At 50.1% G+C, this 20,371-nt stretch carries 17 protein-coding genes, 1 tRNA gene and 2 pseudogenes; 13 read left to right on the plus strand and 7 right to left on the minus strand.

Annotation, left to right across the window (positions count from 1 at the left end):
• Position 1 precedes the first annotated feature (1 nt).
• Positions 2–202 (plus strand): (Na+)-NQR maturation NqrM, encoded by a 201-nt coding sequence (gene nqrM / locus MX657_RS04885; protein WP_119915293.1) that lies wholly within the window; start codon positions 2–4, stop codon positions 200–202.
• Positions 203–232: 30 nt separating this feature from the next.
• On the opposite strand, the gene MX657_RS04890 is transcribed toward nqrM, so the two are convergent.
• Entirely contained in the window at positions 233–1,096 is an 864-nt protein-coding gene (locus MX657_RS04890; RefSeq protein WP_119915292.1) for a glycerophosphodiester phosphodiesterase family protein, read from the minus strand.
• Positions 1,097–1,254: 158 nt separating this feature from the next.
• On the opposite strand from MX657_RS04890, the gene dinB reads away from it, so the two are divergent.
• Positions 1,255–2,313 carry a DNA polymerase IV gene (gene dinB, locus MX657_RS04895; protein WP_119915291.1) on the plus strand — a complete coding sequence of 353 codons (1,059 nt, stop codon included), beginning with the start codon at positions 1,255–1,257 and terminating at the stop codon, positions 2,311–2,313.
• Positions 2,314–2,374: 61 nt separating this feature from the next.
• On the opposite strand, the gene pepD is transcribed toward dinB, so the two are convergent.
• The gene (pepD, locus tag MX657_RS04900) at positions 2,375–3,832 is read right to left on the minus strand and encodes a cytosol nonspecific dipeptidase (RefSeq protein ID WP_119915290.1); all 1,458 of its coding nucleotides are present in this window, start codon (positions 3,830–3,832) and stop codon (positions 2,375–2,377) included.
• A 257-nt stretch (positions 3,833–4,089) separates the two neighbouring features.
• Here pepD and gpt point away from each other — a divergent pair, with 257 nt between their 5' ends.
• The 3 genes from gpt to crl all read left to right on the plus strand — a co-directional run bounded on the left by gpt (position 4,090) and on the right by crl (position 6,356).
• Positions 4,090–4,548: a xanthine phosphoribosyltransferase gene (gpt, locus tag MX657_RS04905; protein ID WP_003863205.1), complete on the plus strand. Its 459-nt coding sequence runs from the start codon at positions 4,090–4,092 to the stop codon at positions 4,546–4,548.
• A gap of 104 nt (positions 4,549–4,652) precedes the next feature.
• Positions 4,653–5,897 (plus strand): esterase FrsA, encoded by a 1,245-nt coding sequence (gene frsA / locus MX657_RS04910; protein WP_080328114.1) that lies wholly within the window; start codon positions 4,653–4,655, stop codon positions 5,895–5,897.
• Positions 5,898–5,954: 57 nt separating this feature from the next.
• Entirely contained in the window at positions 5,955–6,356 is a 402-nt protein-coding gene (crl, locus tag MX657_RS04915; RefSeq protein WP_119915289.1) for a sigma factor-binding protein Crl, read from the plus strand.
• 110 nt (positions 6,357–6,466) lie between these two features.
• On the opposite strand, the gene phoE is transcribed toward crl, so the two are convergent.
• Complete coding sequence (phoE, locus tag MX657_RS04920; protein ID WP_028012086.1) at positions 6,467–7,519, minus strand: phosphoporin PhoE; 1,053 nt, start codon at positions 7,517–7,519, stop codon at positions 6,467–6,469.
• Between the two features lie 305 nt (positions 7,520–7,824).
• Between phoE and proB the strand changes: the two genes are divergently transcribed.
• The 8 genes and pseudogenes from proB (at position 7,825) to arsC (ending at position 14,009) form a co-directional block, all read left to right on the plus strand.
• Entirely contained in the window at positions 7,825–8,928 is a 1,104-nt protein-coding gene (proB, locus tag MX657_RS04925) for a glutamate 5-kinase (protein ID WP_014882684.1), read from the plus strand.
• Positions 8,929–8,939: 11 nt separating this feature from the next.
• A complete protein-coding gene (proA, locus tag MX657_RS04930) occupies positions 8,940–10,193 on the plus strand; it encodes a glutamate-5-semialdehyde dehydrogenase (protein ID WP_119915288.1) in 1,254 nt (417 codons plus the stop codon).
• A gap of 111 nt (positions 10,194–10,304) precedes the next feature.
• Positions 10,305–10,380 (plus strand) — tRNA-Thr (locus MX657_RS04935).
• Between the two features lie 163 nt (positions 10,381–10,543).
• Positions 10,544–11,740: a tyrosine-type recombinase/integrase gene (locus tag MX657_RS04940; protein WP_346807508.1), complete on the plus strand. Its 1,197-nt coding sequence runs from the start codon at positions 10,544–10,546 to the stop codon at positions 11,738–11,740.
• Between the two features lie 302 nt (positions 11,741–12,042).
• Complete coding sequence (locus MX657_RS04945; RefSeq protein ID WP_346807510.1) at positions 12,043–12,600, plus strand: hypothetical protein; 558 nt, start codon at positions 12,043–12,045, stop codon at positions 12,598–12,600.
• A gap of 369 nt (positions 12,601–12,969) precedes the next feature.
• Positions 12,970–13,252, plus strand: a pseudogene (locus tag MX657_RS04950) (ArsA-related P-loop ATPase); the annotation flags it as partial.
• Positions 13,253–13,307: 55 nt separating this feature from the next.
• A pseudogene (locus MX657_RS04955) lies at positions 13,308–13,571 on the plus strand (ArsB/NhaD family transporter); the annotation flags it as partial.
• 12 nt (positions 13,572–13,583) lie between these two features.
• A complete protein-coding gene (arsC, locus tag MX657_RS04960) occupies positions 13,584–14,009 on the plus strand; it encodes a glutaredoxin-dependent arsenate reductase (RefSeq protein ID WP_346807511.1) in 426 nt (141 codons plus the stop codon).
• Positions 14,010–14,199: 190 nt separating this feature from the next.
• Here arsC and MX657_RS04965 read toward each other — a convergent pair whose 3' ends face one another.
• The 4 genes from MX657_RS04965 to MX657_RS04980 are packed head-to-tail and all read right to left on the minus strand — an operon-like array spanning position 14,200 to position 19,961.
• The gene (locus MX657_RS04965; RefSeq protein WP_346807513.1) at positions 14,200–16,722 is read right to left on the minus strand and encodes a hypothetical protein; all 2,523 of its coding nucleotides are present in this window, start codon (positions 16,720–16,722) and stop codon (positions 14,200–14,202) included.
• A 36-nt stretch (positions 16,723–16,758) separates the two neighbouring features.
• The gene (locus tag MX657_RS04970; RefSeq protein WP_346807515.1) at positions 16,759–18,204 is read right to left on the minus strand and encodes a hypothetical protein; all 1,446 of its coding nucleotides are present in this window, start codon (positions 18,202–18,204) and stop codon (positions 16,759–16,761) included.
• Complete coding sequence (locus MX657_RS04975) at positions 18,204–19,049, minus strand: hypothetical protein (protein WP_346807517.1); 846 nt, start codon at positions 19,047–19,049, stop codon at positions 18,204–18,206. Before MX657_RS04975 ends, MX657_RS04970 begins: the two co-directional genes overlap by 1 nt.
• A gap of 3 nt (positions 19,050–19,052) precedes the next feature.
• Entirely contained in the window at positions 19,053–19,961 is a 909-nt protein-coding gene (locus MX657_RS04980; protein WP_346807519.1) for a helix-turn-helix transcriptional regulator, read from the minus strand.
• Positions 19,962–20,371 lie beyond the last annotated feature (410 nt).

Raw genomic sequence — 20,371 nt, forward strand, 5'->3', positions numbered from 1 at the left:
CATGCTGACCTTTCTGGCAACCTTTGCGGTGTTTTTTCTGGTGATCTTCGGCATGTCATTAGGCTGGATCATCAAGCGTAAAAGCATTCAGGGCAGCTGTGGCGGTATCTCTTCCATCGGAATGGAAAAGGTGTGCGACTGCCCCGAACCGTGCGATGCACGTAAAAAACGGATGGCCCGGGACCAGCAGAGGATCATCTAGAAAAAGGCCGCTTCATGCGGCCTTTATCATTTATTTTGCCCAGCTTCTGGCTTTGGCTGGTGAGTCCACAAGAACACCGTCGGCACCCAATGTTTTCGCCTTCTGGTAATCTTCTTCAGAGTTCACACCGATAAAAATCAGATGGGCATTGCCCTGAGAGCGGAAGCAGTCAACGGCCTCTTTGTCCCACGTTAACGTTGCGGGGGAGATACCTTCGCCTAAGGTGAATTTCTCGACTACCTCTACTTTTCGGTTTAACTCAAGTCCATACCAGTAATCGTCCATTTTTTTCGAGGGGGACAGACATTCGTGGCTCAACGAAACAGTGGCCAGACGCGTGCGGGTTTCGCTGCGTGTGACAAAGCGGGGGATTTCAGCAGGCAACGCATCCAGATAGCGATCCTCCGTAGAATAGACGCGAATGCGATTCAGGCTGTTGGTCTCTTTCAACACGTTCAGCAGCGCGATGCCCATGGTCGCCGGATCGGCATCCGGGGATTTAATATCAATGAAAAACCGCGTTTTTGGCCAGGTGGTCAGTACCGACTTCAGGGTGGGTATTGAGGCATTCAGCAGGCTTTCCGGCAGGTTCTTATCTTTCCACTTAACGCTGACATCCGCCTTCGCCAGTTCCTCAGCGGTATACTGTGACACCTTTCCCTGTAGATTGCTTAACGCTTTCAGATCGACTGGTCGGTAAAGAACCGGTACACCATCCCGACTCAATTGCACGGTTATCCAGACGATATCTGCTTTGTTTTCGAGCGCAAGCTTAATGGCTGGCAGGGTGTTTTCAGGTGCATCCGCAGTCCCGCCCCGGTGAGCAACGATCGCAGGGTTAGCAGATGCAGCACTCGCCAGAAACAGTAACGAAATCGAGAGAATTTTCTTCATGAATAATTACGCTCCATTAATTTGCTAAATATATGTATATAAAGGTTTTATTACGCATGTTTGTAACACATTTATATGACAACTGTGAGTAAGGAAAATAGCTGACGCATTTTTTTCCTTTTGTTATACTGTATATAAATACATGTGTGGTATGACCGATGCGCAAAATAATCCATGTCGATATGGACTGCTTTTTTGCCGCAGTGGAGATGCGCGACAACCCGGCGCTGCGGGATATTCCCATCGCTATTGGCGGCAGCCGCGTTCAGCGCGGTGTGATCAGCACCGCCAACTATCCTGCACGCAAATTTGGCGTGCGCAGCGCCATGCCGACGGCAATGGCTCTAAAACTTTGCCCGCACCTTACCCTTTTGCCGGGGCGCTTTGACGCCTATAAAGAAGCGTCAAACCATATACGCGAAATCTTCTCTCGCTATACCTCACTGATTGAACCGCTATCGCTGGACGAAGCCTATCTGGACGTCACTGACAGCGTGCACTGTCACGGCTCCGCCACGCTGATGGCGCAGGAGATCCGCCAGACGATTTTCAACGAGCTGAATCTGACCGCGTCGGCAGGCGTCGCGCCCGTTAAGTTTCTTGCCAAAATCGCCTCCGATTTAAACAAACCCAACGGCCAGTACGTCATCACTCCTGAAGAGGTTCCTGCGTTTCTAAAAACGCTGCCGCTTGGCAAAATCCCCGGCGTAGGCAAAGTTTCCGCCGCGAAGCTGGAAAAAATGGGATTACGCACCTGCGAAGATGTGCAGCGAAGCGACCTTGCGATGTTGCTCAAGCGCTTTGGGAAGTTTGGCCGCGTGCTGTGGGAACGCAGCCAGGGGATTGACGATCGTGATGTGAACAGCGAACGGCTACGGAAATCCGTCGGCGTTGAGCGCACGCTGAGCGAAGACATCCATGACTGGTCGGAATGCGAAACCATTATTACGGAACAGCTCTATCCGGAGCTGGAACGACGCCTGATCAAAGTAAAACCTGATTTACTGATTGCCAGACAGGGCATCAAACTGAAATTTAATGACTTTCAACAGACAACGCAGGAGCACGTCTGGCCGCGTCTGAATAAAGAGGATCTGATCGCAACCGCGAAAAAGGCATGGGAAGAACGCCGGGGCGGGCGAGGGGTGAGGCTGGTGGGATTGCACGTTACGCTGCTGGATCCGCAGTTGGAACGTCAGTTGGTTTTGGGATTGTAATTGCCCGGTGGCACGAGGTTGTTCACCCTCTCCCTTGAGGGAGAGGGCTGGGGTGAGGGTATTATTTAACAGGAATCGCCTTCAGCAGTTCCGTCAGCAGCGTCCAGTAATGGCCGACGCTTTCAATATGAACCTGCTCATCCGGAGAGTGTGGACCGGTGATGGTTGGCCCGATAGAGACCATGTCCATGTCCGGATACGGTTTCTTGAACAGACCACATTCCAGACCCGCGTGGATCACCTGGATGTTCGGCGTGCTGTTGAACAGACGCTGATAAGTTTCACGCACCAGCGCCATTACCGGAGAGCTTGCATCCGGCTGCCAGCCAGGATAGCTGCCTTTAGCGGAGGTTTTCGCACCGGCCAGCGTGCCCAGGGATTCCAGCATGCTCACCACGTACTCTTTACCGCTGTCGATCAGAGAACGAATCAGACAAATGATCTCTGCGCTGTCATCGCTCATGGTCACCACGCCCACGTTCAGGGAGGTTTCCACTACGCCTTTCGCCACGTCAGAGTTGCGAATAACGCCGTTTGGCGTCGCGTTGAGCAGCTGAACGAAGCTGTCGCGAGACTGCGCGGTCAGGGCGGATTTATCCGTAGACACGGATTCCAGCACCACGGTCAGGTTCTTCTCTTTCGCCGACAGTTCGTTTTTCAAGATATCCAGGTAGACGCTGGAGAGTTTTTTCAGCTCGTCCGCTTTCGCCGCTGGCACCGCCACGGTGGCAAAGGCTTCGCGTGGGATCGCGTTGCGCAGTGTACCGCCGTTGAAGTCCACCAGACGCAGGTCCAGCTCGGCCGCGTGGCCCGCCAGGAAGCGTGCCAGCAGTTTGTTGGCGTTACCCAGACCCAGGTGAATATCACCGCCGGAGTGACCGCCTTTCAGCCCTTTCAGCGTCAGCTTGAAGGTCTGGAAGCCCGCAGGAATCGCTTCGCGGGACAGCGGCAGGGTAGAGATGAAATCAATCCCGCCCGCGCAGCCCATGTAGATTTCACCTTCTTCTTCGGAGTCGGTGTTGATCAGGATATCCGCCTGCAGCCAGTTTGCCTGCAGACCGAATGCGCCGTCCATGCCCGCTTCTTCGGTCATGGTCAGCAGCACTTCCAGTGGGCCATGCTCAACGCTGTCGTCGGTCAGCACCGCCAGCGCAGAGGCCATACCGATGCCGTTGTCCGCACCCAGCGTGGTGCCGCGTGCTTTTACCCAGTCGCCGTCGATGTACGGTTGAATCGGGTCTTTGGTGAAGTCGTGAACGGTGTCGTTGTTCTTCTGTGGCACCATGTCCAGGTGCGCCTGCAGCACAACCGGTTTGCGGTTTTCCATGCCTGCGGTGGCAGGTTTGCGGATCAGAATGTTGCCAACCTGGTCGCGCTCAGCGTGCAGACCTTTTTCCTTCGCCCAACCCATAATATGTTCGGCAAGCTGTTCTTCATGGTAAGACGGGTGTGGGATGGAGCAGATTTTCGCAAAAATATCCCACAGCGGCTGTGGAGATAATTGAGACAGTTCAGACACGATAAGTCTCCTTGTCGAGGCGCTGCAAACAGGGTTGCAGGCCACAGGGTTAGCAGGTTAATAGTTACCACAAGACAGGCTTGCGAGATGCAACTGAGAATACCACTTTCTCTGCTGGCTGGTAGCATAAAGCATGTAAAAACTCAGGCAGGGAGCGCTAAACACTGGTTTTTAGTGCGCCAGATCTCTATAATCTCGCGCAACCTGGTTCACCCTCATTTTTTTAAGCCGTATAAAAACAGGCTGGGACACTTCACATGAGCGAAAAATACGTCGTCACCTGGGACATGTTGCAGATTCACGCACGCAAACTGGCTGCGCGTCTGATGCCTTCCGAACAGTGGAAAGGCATTATTGCCGTCAGCCGTGGCGGTCTGGTACCGGGGGCGCTGCTGGCACGTGAGCTGGGTATTCGTCATGTCGATACCGTCTGCATCTCCAGCTATGACCATGACAACCAGCGTGAGCTGAAAGTGCTGAAACGCGCTGAAGGCGACGGTGAAGGCTTCATCGTTATCGACGATCTGGTGGACACCGGCGGCACCGCGGTGGCTATCCGCGAAATGTATCCAAAAGCACACTTCGTGACGATCTTCGCCAAACCGGCAGGCCGCCCGCTGGTTGATGATTACGTGATTGATATCCCGCAGGATACCTGGATTGAACAGCCATGGGATATGGGCGTGGTCTTCGTACCGCCTATTTCAGGCCGTTAATTCCCGCACGTAACTTTACACGCCCGGCTATGCCGGGCGTTGTTCTTTTTACCCCGCCACGCGTTACAATGGGCACTATATGACGTATCCATGGAGGCAACGCAATGACGCAGGCGAATCTCACCGAGACTCTCTTCAAACCCCGTTTCAAACACCCTGAAACGTCGACGCTGGTGCGTCGGTTTAATCCGGGGACCATGCCTGCCGTCCAGTCTGCGTTAGACGGTAAAAACGTGCCCCACTGGTATCGCATGATTAACCGCCTGATGTGGATCTGGCGCGGTATTGATCCCCGTGAAATCCTCGATGTGCAGGCGCGTATCGTGATGAGCGAGTCTGAGCGTACCGACAGCGAACTCTACGACACGGTGGTGGGCTACCGGGGCGGAAACTGGATCTACGAATGGTCTAAACAGGCGATGCTGTGGCAGCAAAAAGCCAGCCAGGAAGAGGATGCCACGCGAAGCGGCAAGCACTGGCTGCATGCGGCCAACCTCTACGCCATTGCCGCGTACCCGCATTTAAAAGGGGACGAGCTGGCTGAACAGGCTCAGGCGCTGGCGAATCGCGCCTATGAAGAGGCGGCTCAGCGTCTGCCGGGTCAGATGCGCGAGCTTGAGTTCGCCGTTCCGGGCGGTGCGCCCGTTACCGGCTTCCTGCACATGCCTGAAGGCGACGGTCCGTTCCCGACCGTGCTGATGTGCGGTGGTCTGGATTCCCTGCAAATTGACTATTACAGCCTGTATGAGCGCTACTTCGCACCAAAAGGGATCGCGATGCTGACGCTCGATATGCCTTCCATTGGCTTCTCATCGAAGTGGAAGTTAACGCAGGATTCGAGCCTGCTGCACCAGCATGCGCTTAAAGCGCTGGAAAATGTTCCTTGGGTTGATCATACCCGCGTGGCGGCATTTGGTTTCCGTTTTGGGGCGAACGTCGCGGTGCGTCTGGCCTACCTTGAATCTTCACGTCTGAAAGCAGTTGCCTGTCTGGGGCCAGTGGTTCATGCCCTGCTCAGCGATCCTGCCCGCCAGGGCAGCGTGCCGGAGATGTATCTTGACGTGCTGGCCAGTCGCCTTGGCATGCATGATGCATCAGACGAAGCGCTGCGCGTTGAGCTCAATCGCTACTCGTTAAAAACGCAAGGGTTGCTGGGGCGCCGCTGCCCGACGCCTATGCTGTCCGGTTTCTGGAAAAACGATCCCTTCAGCCCGGAGGAGGAGTCACGCTTAATCACTTCGTCATCTGCGGATGGCAAATTGCTTGAGGTGCCGTTCAGCCCGGTGTATCAGAATTTTGACAAAGCCTTGAAAGAGATCACGCGCTGGATCGCTCAGAGATTGTGTTAATAGATTGCTAAATTTCGCTGGTTTGATAAAACAGTGGCTTCACAAAAGGAGATCGCAATGACGTTACCGAGTGGACACCCGAAAAGTAGGCTGATTAAGAAATTTATGGCTCTCGGCCCGTATATTCGAGAAGAGCAGTGTGAAGAGAATCGCTTTTTTTTCGACTGCCTGGCTGTTTGCGTCAACGTGAAGCCTGCACCCGAAAAACGTGAATTCTGGGGCTGGTGGATGGAAATGGAAGCAGAGGAAAAGCGTTTTACCTATAGCTACCAGTTTGGCCTGTTTAATAAAGACGGCAACTGGCAGGCCGCCATCATCAAAGATCAGGAAGTGATCGATCGCCTGGAATATACCCTGAAAGAGTTTCACGACAAGGCGAGCGCACTGCTGGCAACTCTGGATCTGAAGTTCGAGCCAGCGGATGACTTTTCCAGCGAAGCGGTGAAGCTGACCGCGTAATGGTTTCTCCCTCTTCCTGTGAAAGAGGGCCGGGGTGAGGGCAGCAGACCGCTTTACCCTGGGCAAAAAAATCCCGGCTTATATGCCGGGATTTTCTTATTTGGATAATCTTAGAACTGATACGTCACACCCAGCGCAACGATATCATCGCTGCTCACGCCCAGCTTATTATCGTCGTCAATCTGGTTGATTTTATAATCAACAAACGCGGACATGTTTTTGTTGAAGTAATACGTGGCGCCCACGTCAATATATTTCACGATATCTTCGTCGCCAATGCCTTCGATATCTTTACCTTTGGACTGTACATAACCCACGGATGGGCGCAGACCAAAGTCAAACTGATATTGTGCAACCACTTCGAAGTTTTGCGCTTTATTTGCAAAACCACCGGAGATAGGGGCCATATTGCGGGTTTCAGAATAAATAGTGGCCAGGTAAATATCGTTCGCGTCGTATTTCAGACCGGTTGCCCAGCCCTCGGCTTTTTTACCTTCACCGCGCGCCTGCAGGTTCTGCGCGTTGGTGCGATCGGAGCTAGCATAAGCACCAATGACGGAGAAATCACTGCCGCCGAAGTCATAGGCCAGAGACGTACCAAAGCCGTCACCGTTCTGCTTTTTCACGTCGCGGTTTTCGTTTTTGCCCTGGTACTGCAGGGTCATATCAAGACCGTCCACCATGCCAAAGAAGTCGGTATTGCGATAGGTGGCCAGTCCGGAGGCACGTTTAGTCATGAAGTTGTCGGTCTGTGCCAGGCCGTCACCGCCGAACTCAGGGAACATATCGGTGTATGCCGCGACGTCATAAAGCGCGCCCAGGTTACGGCCGTAATCCAGAGAACCAAAGTCTTTCAGTTTAATACCGGCGAACGCCAGACGCGTTTTCTGCGAGGAGTCGCTTTCCGCTTTGTTACCCGCAAATTCAGCTTCCCAACGGCCGTAACCCGTCAGCTGATCGTTAATCTGGGTTTCGCCTTTAAAACCGAAACGAACGTACGTCTGGTCACCATCTTTGGTGTCATCATCGCTGATATAGTGCATAGCTTTCACTTTGCCGTACACGTCCAGTTTATTACCGTTTTTATTATAAACTTCTGCTGCGTGAACAGATGCGGAAGCTACCACGCCCATAACCACTAATGCCAGAGTGCTCTTTTTCATTTTCGATCCTGTCTTATAAACGCGCTTTAAAAATTCGCTGGACGATAAGCTCATGCTTAAGTCCCGTGAAAAAACAGGAAGGGTTTTATCGTTCTGGAATGAAACTTTTATGACAAACTAAGAATAATTTTAAAAAACTGTGATTTATTATTTCGGTAATAAATTTGTCAAATTCTGCCGCTACGCTTCCTGATCCCGCGCAACAAAGTGCCTGGTGATGCACTAAGGCAGTTGGCAACCGGGCTGACTCCTGTTAAAACGTTCGTTCGACATTACTTTCCCTTATCGTTGAACGGCAGAGAATCATGAGTGACAGCCAGACGCTGGTGGTAAAACTCGGTACCAGTGTGTTAACAGGCGGATCGCGCCGCCTAAATCGCGCCCACATTGTTGAGCTTGTACGTCAGTGCGCTCAGCTGCATGCCGCAGGGCATCGAATCGTGATTGTTACCTCCGGGGCAATTGCCGCCGGGCGTGAACACCTGGGCTACCCCGAACTCCCCGCGACGATCGCCTCTAAACAGCTGCTGGCCGCCGTGGGACAAAGCCGACTCATTCAACTCTGGGAACAGTTGTTCTCCATCTACGGCATTCACGTCGGGCAGATGCTGCTGACGCGTGCCGATATGGAAGACAGAGAGCGCTTCCTGAACGCCCGCGATACCCTGCGTGCGCTGCTTGATAACAATATCGTTCCCGTGATCAACGAAAACGATGCCGTTGCCACTGCCGAAATCAAAGTGGGTGACAACGATAACCTCTCTGCGCTGGCCGCGATTCTGGCCGGTGCCGATAAATTATTGCTTCTGACCGATCAGCAGGGGCTGTTCACCGCAGATCCGCGCTCCAACCCGGAAGCCGAGCTGATTACCGACGTTCACGGCATCGATGATGCCCTGCGCGCTATCGCCGGTGACAGCGTGTCTGGCCTGGGAACGGGCGGTATGGGGACTAAGCTGCAGGCCGCCGACGTGGCATGCCGCGCTGGTATCGACACCATTATTGCGGCGGGGAGTCGCCCTGGCGTGATTGGTGACGTCATGGAAGGTATCTCTGTGGGAACCCGCTTCCACGCCCAGGAATCCCCGCTGGAGAACCGCAAGCGCTGGATCTTTGGCGCGCCTCCTGCGGGTGAACTCACCGTTGATGAAGGGGCAACCGCCGCGATTCTGGAACGAGGGAGTTCATTGCTTCCTAAAGGAATTAAAAGCGTGACAGGCAACTTCTCCCGTGGTGAAGTGATCCGCATCCGTAACCTGGAAGGCCGCGACATTGCCCACGGCGTAAGCCGTTATAACAGCGATGCTCTGCGCCGCATTGCGGGTCACCACTCGCAGCAGATCGACGCCATTCTGGGCTATGAATATGGCCCGGTTGCCGTGCATCGCGATGACATGATTATTCGTTAAGGAGCCAGAACATGCTGGAACAAATGGGCGCTGCCGCGAAGGCCGCCTCTTACAAACTGGCGCTCCTTTCCAGCCGCGAGAAAAACCGCGTGCTGGAAAAAATCGCTGATTATCTGGAAGCTCAGTCCCAGGACATTCTGCTCGCCAACGAGCAGGATTTGCTGGAAGCGCGTCGTAACGGTCTGAGCGAAGCGATGCTCGACCGTCTGGCGCTGAACCCGGCGCGCCTCAAAGGTATCGCCGACGATGTCCGTCATGTCTGTAATCTGGCCGACCCGGTAGGGCAGGTAATTGACGGTGGACTGCTCGACAGCGGTTTACGTCTGGAGCGTCGCCGCGTGCCGCTCGGCGTCATCGGTGTGATTTATGAAGCCCGTCCAAACGTGACGGTCGACGTCGCTTCCCTGTGCCTGAAAACCGGTAACGCCGCCATTCTGCGCGGTGGAAAAGAGACCTGGCGCACCAACGCCGCGACGGTAAAAGTCATCCAGCAGGCGCTGGAAGAGTGTGGCTTACCGGCGGGTGCCGTACAGGCGATCGAAAGTCCTGACCGCGCGCTGGTCAATGAAATGCTGCGTATGGACAAATACATCGACATGCTGATCCCACGCGGTGGCGCGGGCCTGCACAAGCTGTGCCGAGAGCAGTCGACCATTCCGGTCATTACGGGCGGTATCGGCGTATGCCATATCGTGGTGGACGACAGCGCCGAGATTGAACCGGCGCTGAAGATTATCGTCAACGCCAAAACCCAGCGTCCAAGCACCTGTAACACCGTGGAAACGCTGCTGGTGCATCAGGGGATTGCGAGCACCTTCCTGCCAGCGCTGAGCAAACAGATGGCGGAAAGCGGCGTGACGCTGCACGCTGATACTAACGCGATCGCGCTGCTTCAGGATGGCCCGGCAAACGTTGTTCCAGTAAAAACGGAACAGTATGACGACGAGTTCCTGTCACTGGATCTGAACGTGAAGATTGTTGCCGATCTCGACGACGCCATTGCGCACATCCGTGAACATGGCACGCAGCACTCTGACGCCATCCTGACGCGCACGCTGCGCAATGCCGATCGCTTCGTGAACGAAGTGGATTCCTCTGCGGTATATGTGAACGCCTCTACCCGCTTCACCGACGGCGGTCAGTTTGGGCTTGGCGCAGAGGTCGCTGTCAGCACGCAGAAACTGCACGCGCGCGGTCCGATGGGGCTGGAAGCACTGACCACTTACAAGTGGATCGGCTTCGGTGACGATACGATTCGTGCGTAAATAGTCACGGGTGATGCAAAAATAGCCGTTTGATTCAAAAGGGCATTGACGCATCACCCGGATAGATCTAACCTTTTGCCCCGTGGTTACATTCGTAACTGGCCTTTCAGGGCCGATATAGCTCAGTTGGTAGAGCAGCGCATTCGTAATGCGAAGGTCGTAGGTTCGACTCCTATTATCGGCACCATTTCAAACTCTTCCCAAGTCTACCGAAATCAACTTATTGCCCGTATACTAAGGCTTCAAGCCCGTATTTTATCTCCTATTATCAACTGGACTCAACCGGAATCAAGTTACAGTTGGGGGCATAAGTGGGGGCATTCTGTGTTCGGTCTAGGGAGATGCCCCCAATGAAGCTTAATGCGCGACAGGTAGACGCTGCTAAACCCAGAGAGAAAGCCTACAAGCTGGCAGATGGGGCTGGTTTGTATCTTGAAGTCGTTCCCTCTGGTTCTCGATACTGGCGGATGAAATATCGCTTCAATGGAAAAGAGAAGCGTATGGCTTTTGGTGTCTATCCGACGGTATCCCTTGCCCAAGCGAGGGCACTGCGTGATGAAGCCAAGAAAAAACTGGCCGAGGGTATCGATCCATCGTTTGCCAAGAAAGAAGAAAAGCTGGTTCGCGATGTGCAGCTCAACAACACGTTTCAGGCTGTGGCACTTGAATGGCACGGAACGAAGGTGAGCCGGTGGTCAGAAGGCTATGCCTCTGACATTATCGAAGCCTTCAATAAAGATATTTTCCCATATATCGGCCAGCAGCCGGTGAATGAAATCAAACCTTTGGTTCTGCTTAATGTGCTGCGTCGAATGGAAAGCCGTGGCGCGACAGAGAAGGCCAAGAAGGTTCGCCAGCGTTGCAGTGAAGTCTTTCGTTACGCCATTGTTACCGGTCGTGCGGAATACAATCCTGCAGCGGATCTAACCAGCGCGATGTCAGGGCATGAATCAAAGCATTATCCCTTCCTGACTGTTGAGGAGTTACCAGACTTCTTTAAAGCTCTCGCAGGCTACACAGGAAGCCCGTTAGTTGTTCTTGCAGCACGTCTGCTGATCCTTACGGGAGTTCGCACTGGCGAGCTCCGAGGTGCTTCCTGGAGTGAGTTTGATCTTGAAAAAGCGGTGTGGGAAATACCTGCCGAGCGTATGAAGATGAAACGGCCCCATCTTGTCCCCCTTTCTACCCAAGCGCTGGAAATAGTACAGCAGCTCAAAGTGATGACTGGGCAATATCCACTGGTATTCCCTGGGCGTAATGATCCCCGTAAGACGATGAGTGAAGCGAGCATTAATCAGGTATTCAAACGGATTGGGTATACAGGAAAGGTTACTGGACATGGTTTTAGGCACACGATGAGTACGATTTTGCATGAGGAAGGGTTCAATACGGCGTGGATTGAAACCCAGCTTGCGCATGTCGATAAGAATGCGATTCGCGGGACGTACAACCATGCATTGTATCTGGAAGGGCGAAGGGAGATGATGCAGTGGTATGCGGATTACATTGATAACATTGTTAAATTTAATCTAATCATAGCATCATAATTTCACCTACAAACTTAGCTACTTATTTGTTAGATAGAGTGAAAATACAAGCAGGTCTCCTCCAAAACGGAGGAGTTCCATACCAGAAAATTTCTTTTTTGCTGAGTTTCATTTCTGCTTTCTGATGAAAAGTTACATGTACTTCTGAAGATCTGCTTAGTTCTGTAAGTTCAAACGATAGATACAAACGCAGGCTATAACGCTCTGTGAAGGATTAAGAAAGTCGATTGAATGTAGTGCCAATGGGGAACGGTAAGATATGTGAGTTTTACCTTTAAACTGACCATGCTAATGGAGGCATAATGGCTCGTATCGCTTGTCTTGGATGGGGTTCCTTAATTTGGGAGCCAAGAGGTTTACCTGTTCAGGGGAAATGGTCTGAGGATGGCCCACTTATATCTGTTGAATTCGCCAGACAGTCGCTAGATGGACGGATTACGCTTGTGCTAGTCGAAGCTGATCGATTAGTGCCTTCCCTGTGGGCGGTAATGGAATCAGTGGATCTTACCTCTAGTATTGAGGCTTTGCGTTGCTGTGAAGGTATCCCAATAAAAAATATTGAAAAGCATGTTTGCAGGTGGTCTGCTGGTCAGCCTTCTCCAAAACTGATCCCAGGATTGTCTGAATGGGCTGACACCAATAACGTGGACCATGTGATATGGACCGGTCTCCCTCCAAAATTCAACGGTAAAGAAACCCTTCCAACAGCCGAAAAAATTGTGAAGTATTTAGAACAACTATCTGGAGAACAAAGAGATAGGGCGGAGCAATACATTCGTCGTGCACCGCGTCCGATCGACACCATGTATCGGCGTATTATTGAATCATCGCTCCTGTGGCACTCAACGGGCGGTGAATAGGTATCTGGTCCGATCTGTATTGAGGGCTGACCTTTTAGCATGTGTTTGAGCTGATTAAGAGGAGGCAGGCTAGGATTTCGCGGGGTGTGTATAAACAGCATAAGATACCTTAACTCAGACTCTAGGACGTCCGTCATAAATGTCAGCCCTAAAACTACTAATTGCAGTGGCAAGTATGCCGAAAATTACCCCACTGCAAACCAGTGATTGTTTACGAAGTTACTACCCCCCGTTTAATCTAATGTTTTCACAGTATTGTTATAGCAGTAATGGATTGCCGAGCTTGTTTTAAGGTGAATGCCCAACAAAAGGAGCTGTTATGCTACCCGACCATTTAAAAGGTTTACATTTAAGGTCATCAGGTTTGATAACACCATTCGCCCTGTGGCAGCTGTTCCTGGACTTTCCGCTCTGGAGATTGACCCGCAGGAAGTCGCCCAGCAATACCACGCCAGAATCGTTGATCCTATCAAAGGCCTTCTCGCCTGATGACGTTATTAACAGTATCAGCGAGCAGCTTTCAGGAGCCTGTACGACGGAGATTGCGGCGTTCAATGAGTTCACCGGCTTATTGACAGACGCTTCCCTGCTGACCCGCTTCGATCACATCATTTTTGATACAGCGCCGACGGGCCACACGATTCGCCTTCTCTAGCTTCCCGGTGCCTGGAGTAGCTTCATTGAAAGCAATCCAGATGGTGCTTCCTGTCGGCGCTCTCTCTATTGATGGCAGCACCGCAACAGGCGTTATCAAAGAGGCGATGATTTATGCCAACGTGATTGGCTGCGATCTGGGACCGAAAATTACACCTATAGGTAGCTTGACAACGCTGCTCTGGCTACATGTTCTTTCACAGAAGAACATGACCATCACCTGGGGATACTATTTCCGCACCGGGATCGTCATGATTCTGCCTGTGTTGTTTGTAACGCTGGCCGCGCTGGCGCTACGTCTCTCTTTCACTTTGTAATGAGATACTGATATGAGCAACATCACCATTTATCACAACCCAGCCTGCGGCACGTCGCGTATTACGCTGGAGATGATCCGCAACAGCGGTAATGAGCCGACCGTAATTCTTTACCTTGAGACTCCACCTTCACGCGATGAGCTGGTCAAACTCATTGCAGATATGGGCATTTCAGTCCGGGCGTTGCTGCGTAAAAACGTCGAGCCTTATGAGGAACTGGGTCTTGCAGAAGATAAATTTACTGACGATCAGCTCATTGACTTTATGTTGCAACATCCGATTCTGATTAACCGTCCGATTGTGGCGACGCCACTGGGAACTAAACTGTGCCGTCCGTCCGAGGTAGTTCTGGATATCCTTCCAGATGCTCAGAAAGCGGCTTTCACCAAGGAAGACGGTGAGAAGGTTGTTGATGATGCAGGTAAACGACTGAAATAAACATTAAGGGGGCAATTGCCCCCTTATTTGTTAATTCGCCATACCCTTCCGCAAGTCTGTTCGAACCAGTTCATTATGATGATCACTATTGTCTTTTCTAGATTTTACAATAGTATCATGGGGTTAATGGTATTTAAGTTTGCTTCACCTAGAGCACCATATCACGATGGTAATGAATTTATACCTTTCATTATGCAACAGCAGATAATGAAACCGATGTATCAAGCTGATCGACCATTTCGCAGATCTGCGATTGTTCATAGCTCAGGACCGGTCGTTGCTTAACCACACTTACTACAAGTGGTTTAATCAGCATATTGGCCGTTGCTCGGTCTTGCTCTTTTGCGGCGAAGATAACCTCCAGGGCTTTTTGGTCAATTACTGTTGCCAGATTCGCGTTCAGGTTTTCAAGTTCGTGTTCTGTAAGCATGAAACTTGTTGCAAGCCATGTAACCTGTTCCTGAATGAGAGCCAGCACTTTTACTCGGTCGTCTTCAACCAGTGCACCCGCTATTTTTTTGGAAATCGCTGTGGCAATCATACCGCCTAACAAGCCACCAGCTGCGCGTCCCGCTAAAGCACCGAAAGGGCCTAATGGACTAAGCATCATTCCGCCAGCAATAGAACCAATTGCACCCCCAGCCACACCAGATGAAGTAACTGCCAGATTTTTTATAAACTGTGCCCCAGAAATACGACCTCGCACCATTTTGAGCATATCCGGACCAGTGGTCACGGCGACCAGTGCGAAAGAGGTAACCAGTGTGCCACGCATCATCTTGTTAAGGGAGTTGAGATTGTTAGCTCCGACTCCCTGTTGAAGCGCATTACGAACTGTCGGGCTGGCAGCGGCAAAATCAATATTTTTAAGTAACCCCTGAACGGCACTGATACGGTGTAATTGCTGTACCGTCACATAAACTGTCAGTGTGCGGGTAAATGTTTTACCTGCCTGTATTGCTGCCGTTTGCAACGCAGCCTTACGATCGCCGGTATTGAGGTAGAAAATAGAAGCTGTCAGACCGAAGCTGATACCTCCAGCTGCGAGGCTGATGATAGACCCTTCCGCAATGTCGTAAGTGATAGATTCGAATGTGCCAAACTTAGTGATGTTTTGTGCCTGGCTATAAGTCAGGTGTCCCTGACGCACAAGTTTTGTGGCTTCTGCAGGATCGGTAACGCCGGGGACTTTGCCATCGCGAATTTTGTTCTCCATCGTTTCAAGCGCTTTCGAATACTGGTCTTTCGGAACCTCTAACTGCATTGGGGTTCCGTTACTGTCATAATAACGATAATTACCGTTTTGTCCGTCAAAACCAGCTCCGACGCTACGTGCAGCGGTTGCACAGTATTTAGTCTGAATCTCTGAACCGTTAACCAGCCTGTCTGCACCATTTTTCGCATTATCATCACCGAGAATATGTGCATCTTTTAGTTGGATTTTGTCAGTAAGATGATTTCCCCGTTCGGCTGCAAAACCATGTCCTTGTCCTCCCACCGCAAACATTTTTTCGTTAGTATTCCAAGCCTCCGGGAGTGTCATGAGAATCAGACCGTTTGTTGCTGCACTGGAAATAAATTCAGCCTGTGGTCGCTTGTGAATTTCAATGCAGAGTTTCTCTGTTTCCCGACAAATATCAGAGCAATACCATTCCTGGCTCCCACCACCGTCCTGGTGTTTTGCGCTTTTAATCTCACTCAAACCGCATGAAGTGCAGGTACAAAGCTCGTCGACATAATGAAACGAGACAAATTTTCGACCATCCGAAAAAGAATAATAGTTCCCACCATCAAGATAACGGTTCAGGAGATCATCATTCGCAGCAGAGGGTAAATTCAGCCTATTATCAAAAAGGCTTCTTAGCTCATCTGATGAATGTACAATTTTACTGTTTAACTGCTCATTAAATTCAGTCATTTTTCTTTCATACCAGGCATCATTTAAAAGCCAGTTTTCACCAGCCAGATCCTGCTCTCGAGTATCACCCTGAAAAATATGCTGTGAGACCAACTTCAGATAGATAGTCTCTACGAATTCTGCTGAAAGGTTACTTCTCTCTTTTAGTTCCGTCAGCCAAAGTTGGTTATTGATCGCTTTTTGCTCATTTAACCCTACATTGATGGCATTAGTTAACTTCTTGAGTTCCTGAATTTGGTTTGCCGCATAGAACTGTGTCAGTAAGGCTGCTATCCAGTATAGTAATCCTGTCCACCACATCAGCGAAGACGAGATATTATATTGCCAGGCTATAAACGGTGTAGCCGCAGAGCAGGCCATCAAAAAGTAAGACGTATAAAAACAGCAATAATACTCTTTAAGTTTGGCATTGATATCGGCTGGTATAAGCCCGTTTTGTAGAATAGCCTTGGTTTGTACAGGTACTGCAAGCAGGGCACTAGCAAATGCAGCGGTTAAAATAAACTTCATTGAATCAAATGAATAAGCTTCGTAGGCAATATGTTTACCGTCAAGTCCCCACATAAAGCTAATCACCATCCCTGCTATGGCAAGAGGTACACCCAGCAGCCAACGCGAATGAAGCGCATAGGTTACGCGCTCTACAATATAGCCCGCCAATAAAGGTGGGCCCGCAACAATCAATGCACCCAATCCTAATATCATACCTAGAATATTGAGCGATGCCTTAAATAACGCTTTTATAATAACAAACCCGATTACCAGTAAAATTAACGCACCAATTATCTGTAGCATTGTGGTTTTATCCTTGCTGTAATTTTTATTCGAGTGCTACGCCATCATAAATGTGTCAAGGTCATCCGCATTTTTGATTATCTTCGCCTCTTCAACACCGTGAGCCTGGGCAAGCGTGATGCTTGCTTCCAGCAACTGGCGATTGTTTTCCACGTTAAATGCAGCTGCGGTGAGATCACCCAGAGCCGCGAACTCGTTCAGAATTCGGTTGAGCGCTTTCTGCTCAATCTCACTTAAGCGACATGTAAATTGTTCCATTTTTTTCGCCAGTAATTGGCGTGCTTTACTGTCCAGATTTTTAGCTACGGTAACCATAAACTTCCCTGAGATAGAACCAACCAATGCCCCCAAAACAGGCACAGGGATGATTGCCTGACCTGCGACAGACATTGCACCAACTATGGCCGATTCCGCGCAGATGATAAGGCCAAGATCGGTAAATTCATCAGCATTAATCTCACCGCGCTGATAGGAGAGAGCAAGATTGCTTACACCTTTCGCGGCAGTGACCAGCGCGCTGGCGAACGGTGCTCCCAGAGAGGCATAATTGGTCAGGGTATAAATTGCTCCGGCGGATACACCGCCAATAGCGGCACCTTTCAATGTATCTAAGCCGACCTCCTGCCAGTCCTGTCTGTTGAACTCTCCACGAAATATATTTTTACCGTCACGGTATTTGCTATATATACCTGTTACAAGAGCAAAGGTTCCACCGAAAGCGGCTCCCATTGCGGTTGCGCGCATGCCTTCACTTAGGGAGGGTTGGTGATCGTCAATAATTTCTGCTTTTTTTGCCTCGTTTTGTTCCGCTAATTCCTGATCATGCTTATCAAGCGTTTCGTCAATTTTTCCCCACTGAACATCTTTGTAATCAGAAACTCCAGGACGCACGACATCATTAAAGGATCTTCCCGTTGTACTTTCAATTTCTGCAACTTTATCCCTGATAGCCTGTATCGTTTTTTCGCTCAAGCCCTCGACCGGCTTCCCATCAATAACATCCTGAATCGTTTGCCAGGAGTCTTTGGGGATATGGTAAAAGGATTCTCCCTGGGTGAAATTGGGGTAGGTTTCCATGTGCTGAAGGACATGGTTCAGGTTATTATTAACTCCGTTGATAAACTTTGACTGTACGTCAACGCCATCTATCATATAATCCGCCGGAGCGGTTCGACCCACTCCGTCAAACGTGGCGCTAAGATCAGAGGCGTCCTGAACCCTTTCTTCTATTGCCTGGCGAGCGTTGCGTACGCCAACTTCTACCTGCTCAGCAATTTCACCGTGTTTGGTGCTCATTGAGCCCAGGATGTTACCCGGTGACGCGATGAAATCACGCACCTTTTGCATTTGTTCGCCAGCCAACTCAAATGCACGATCCTGCTGAGATAGTTTTAACAGTTCATTATTAATGCGGGTCTGATTAATGGCGTTAACCGCGCTGCCAATAAGCTGATCGCCAACTGTATTATGGTTAATGCTCATTACTGGATTTTCTTGTTGATCAGTTTTGATAATGCATTGATATGGTTAATCAATGCCCCTAATTGTTCTTTCTGATGGGTATTAAACTGGCAATAGTCTTGAGGCGCAGTCTTTTCCAGCACATCAATAATGCTTTCAGTACCATGATAGTGATCGGATGTGAGCATCTTGAGTTCTTGCGCACCACGTTCCATCACCCGAAGTTCGCTGGTTTTTGCGCGAACCTGGCGCTCTTCCTGTTGTGCTTCATCAATGATTTTACCGTTTTTGCGACGTGCCAGTAAGGTTCCGCCAGCGATGCCTGCAGCACCAATCCCCCAGCCAATTGGACCCGCCAGAGCCAGTAGTGCGCTTCCTGCTGACATGCCTCCGCCACCTGCAGCCAGTGCACCGCCGCCGAGCCATGCCAGGGCTGCATTTGTTGCGGCAGCTCCGCTTAACGTAGCAATAGCGGTACCCGTGGATGCTGTACCAAAAGTTGTTGCGACCGCCAGCGCAGCCGTAGGGGCAAATGCGGCGACGCCTGCCCCTACGGCAACCCCCGCAGCAGCCGTTCCTTTACCAATATGTGATGCGCGGTATTCTTCTTCCAGTTTTTCCACCACGTTATCAAATTCAGCGATTTCTGCTTTCAACTCGCTCCAGGATTTATCAAACTCTTTGGGCGTATTTGCCAGTCGATTAACAAAATTTTCACCACGGGCAATAAGGTCCTTACTGCATTTCTGGCGTAACAGAAAGAGGGCAGTGATCTCATCCTGGGTGTCTTTAGCCTGTACCTCATAACGGTTAGTTGCACTTTTGAGACTGGCTAATGCTTCTTTTCTTTCTGAACCACGTAACATTTTTTACTCCTGCTGTATGTTGTCAAAAATAATTTCACTGCAATGGGATTTCATTTCTTTTATCTGCTGGTTGAGCTTCAGATAAAAATGTTGTTGTAGACCAACTGGGGAAATAATAGTGAGATTTGGTAACCAATAACGTAGTAATGGAAATAGCTGATTTTCGTGTGCCATTTTTGTTTGCACAATCAAATCGCCATTAGGTTCCTGACGAATTAACTTTTGGGAAGGCAGAACATTTCGACGTTTAAAAAAATGGCTTACTTCGGCTGCAATTTTAAGGAGTACAATCTGCTTATCCAAAGAAAACCAGACATCATCTTCTTCAGCAAAGTATTGCGTGATATGGGGTTGTGGTGTGAAGTGCTCTGATTTAAGTTTCAGCCAATGAATTTTGGTGAGCTGAAATCCTTTAACCTTTTCATTCTCTACCGCACCGAGATACCAGACGCTCTTTATATTAATAAGCTTATAAGGCGCGACGGTGCGATGTTTCCCTTTATAGTGGAATTCGCAAAGGTTATTTTCACGAATCGCTTTATCGAACAAACTATAGTTATTCTCAAGCACGCGTTTCGCTTCTGGATCTCCGGGCAGTGATCTGATGATCAGTGAAGTCAGGTCAGGCTGGGAGAAGATTTTTTTTGCAGGGAATAATTCTGCCATGCCCAGAACGCTGATAAGATTTTGTTGTTCTTTTAGAGCCTGAGGTTTAGCGTAAGCGGGAGCCAGCCTGTAAATACCATCACCATCGGGGATGATTCTGTCACCCAGACGATTAAGATCACGATACAAAGTACGTTCACTGATGTTGAATTCGTCCATCATCTTCTTACGTGATACAAAACCGCACTGGTAAAGTTCCGCAATAATAGCGGTTATTCTTTGTACCATAACCTCATGCCCGCTCATGCGCGTTCTCCTTGTAATTTTTCCTTGAGATTACCAGTCGCTACTGACAGGGCATGTCAGTAGCGACTGGAGGATCATGTTTTCATATCGGCAAATTTCTCACATAACTTGAGGAGATTAAGTCGAAAAGTCAGTTAATGGCTTTTGCGGTCAATAACATAATCAGTCTCCTGCAGGCAGTCGCGAGTAGCCACTCAGAGGTGAAAGAACAACTGACGTGTCAAGGATTCAAAAGCAGAGTATGCTGAGATTCAGTCGATTAGAGCCAGGCTTAAAAATCTTTATAGAGTTAGTTTGTTTGGCTATTTGCATTCTAGGGTTGGAATTTATCCATTCTAACCCTTGATTCTTAGTCGGACAAAAAGCTGTTGCTGGTTGGATTTTTCTGTTTTTCACCACCCTGCGAGAAT

The organism is Enterobacter chuandaensis (assembly GCF_039718975.1).
In the GTDB taxonomy this organism is placed as follows: Bacteria; Pseudomonadota; Gammaproteobacteria; order Enterobacterales; family Enterobacteriaceae; genus Enterobacter; species Enterobacter chuandaensis.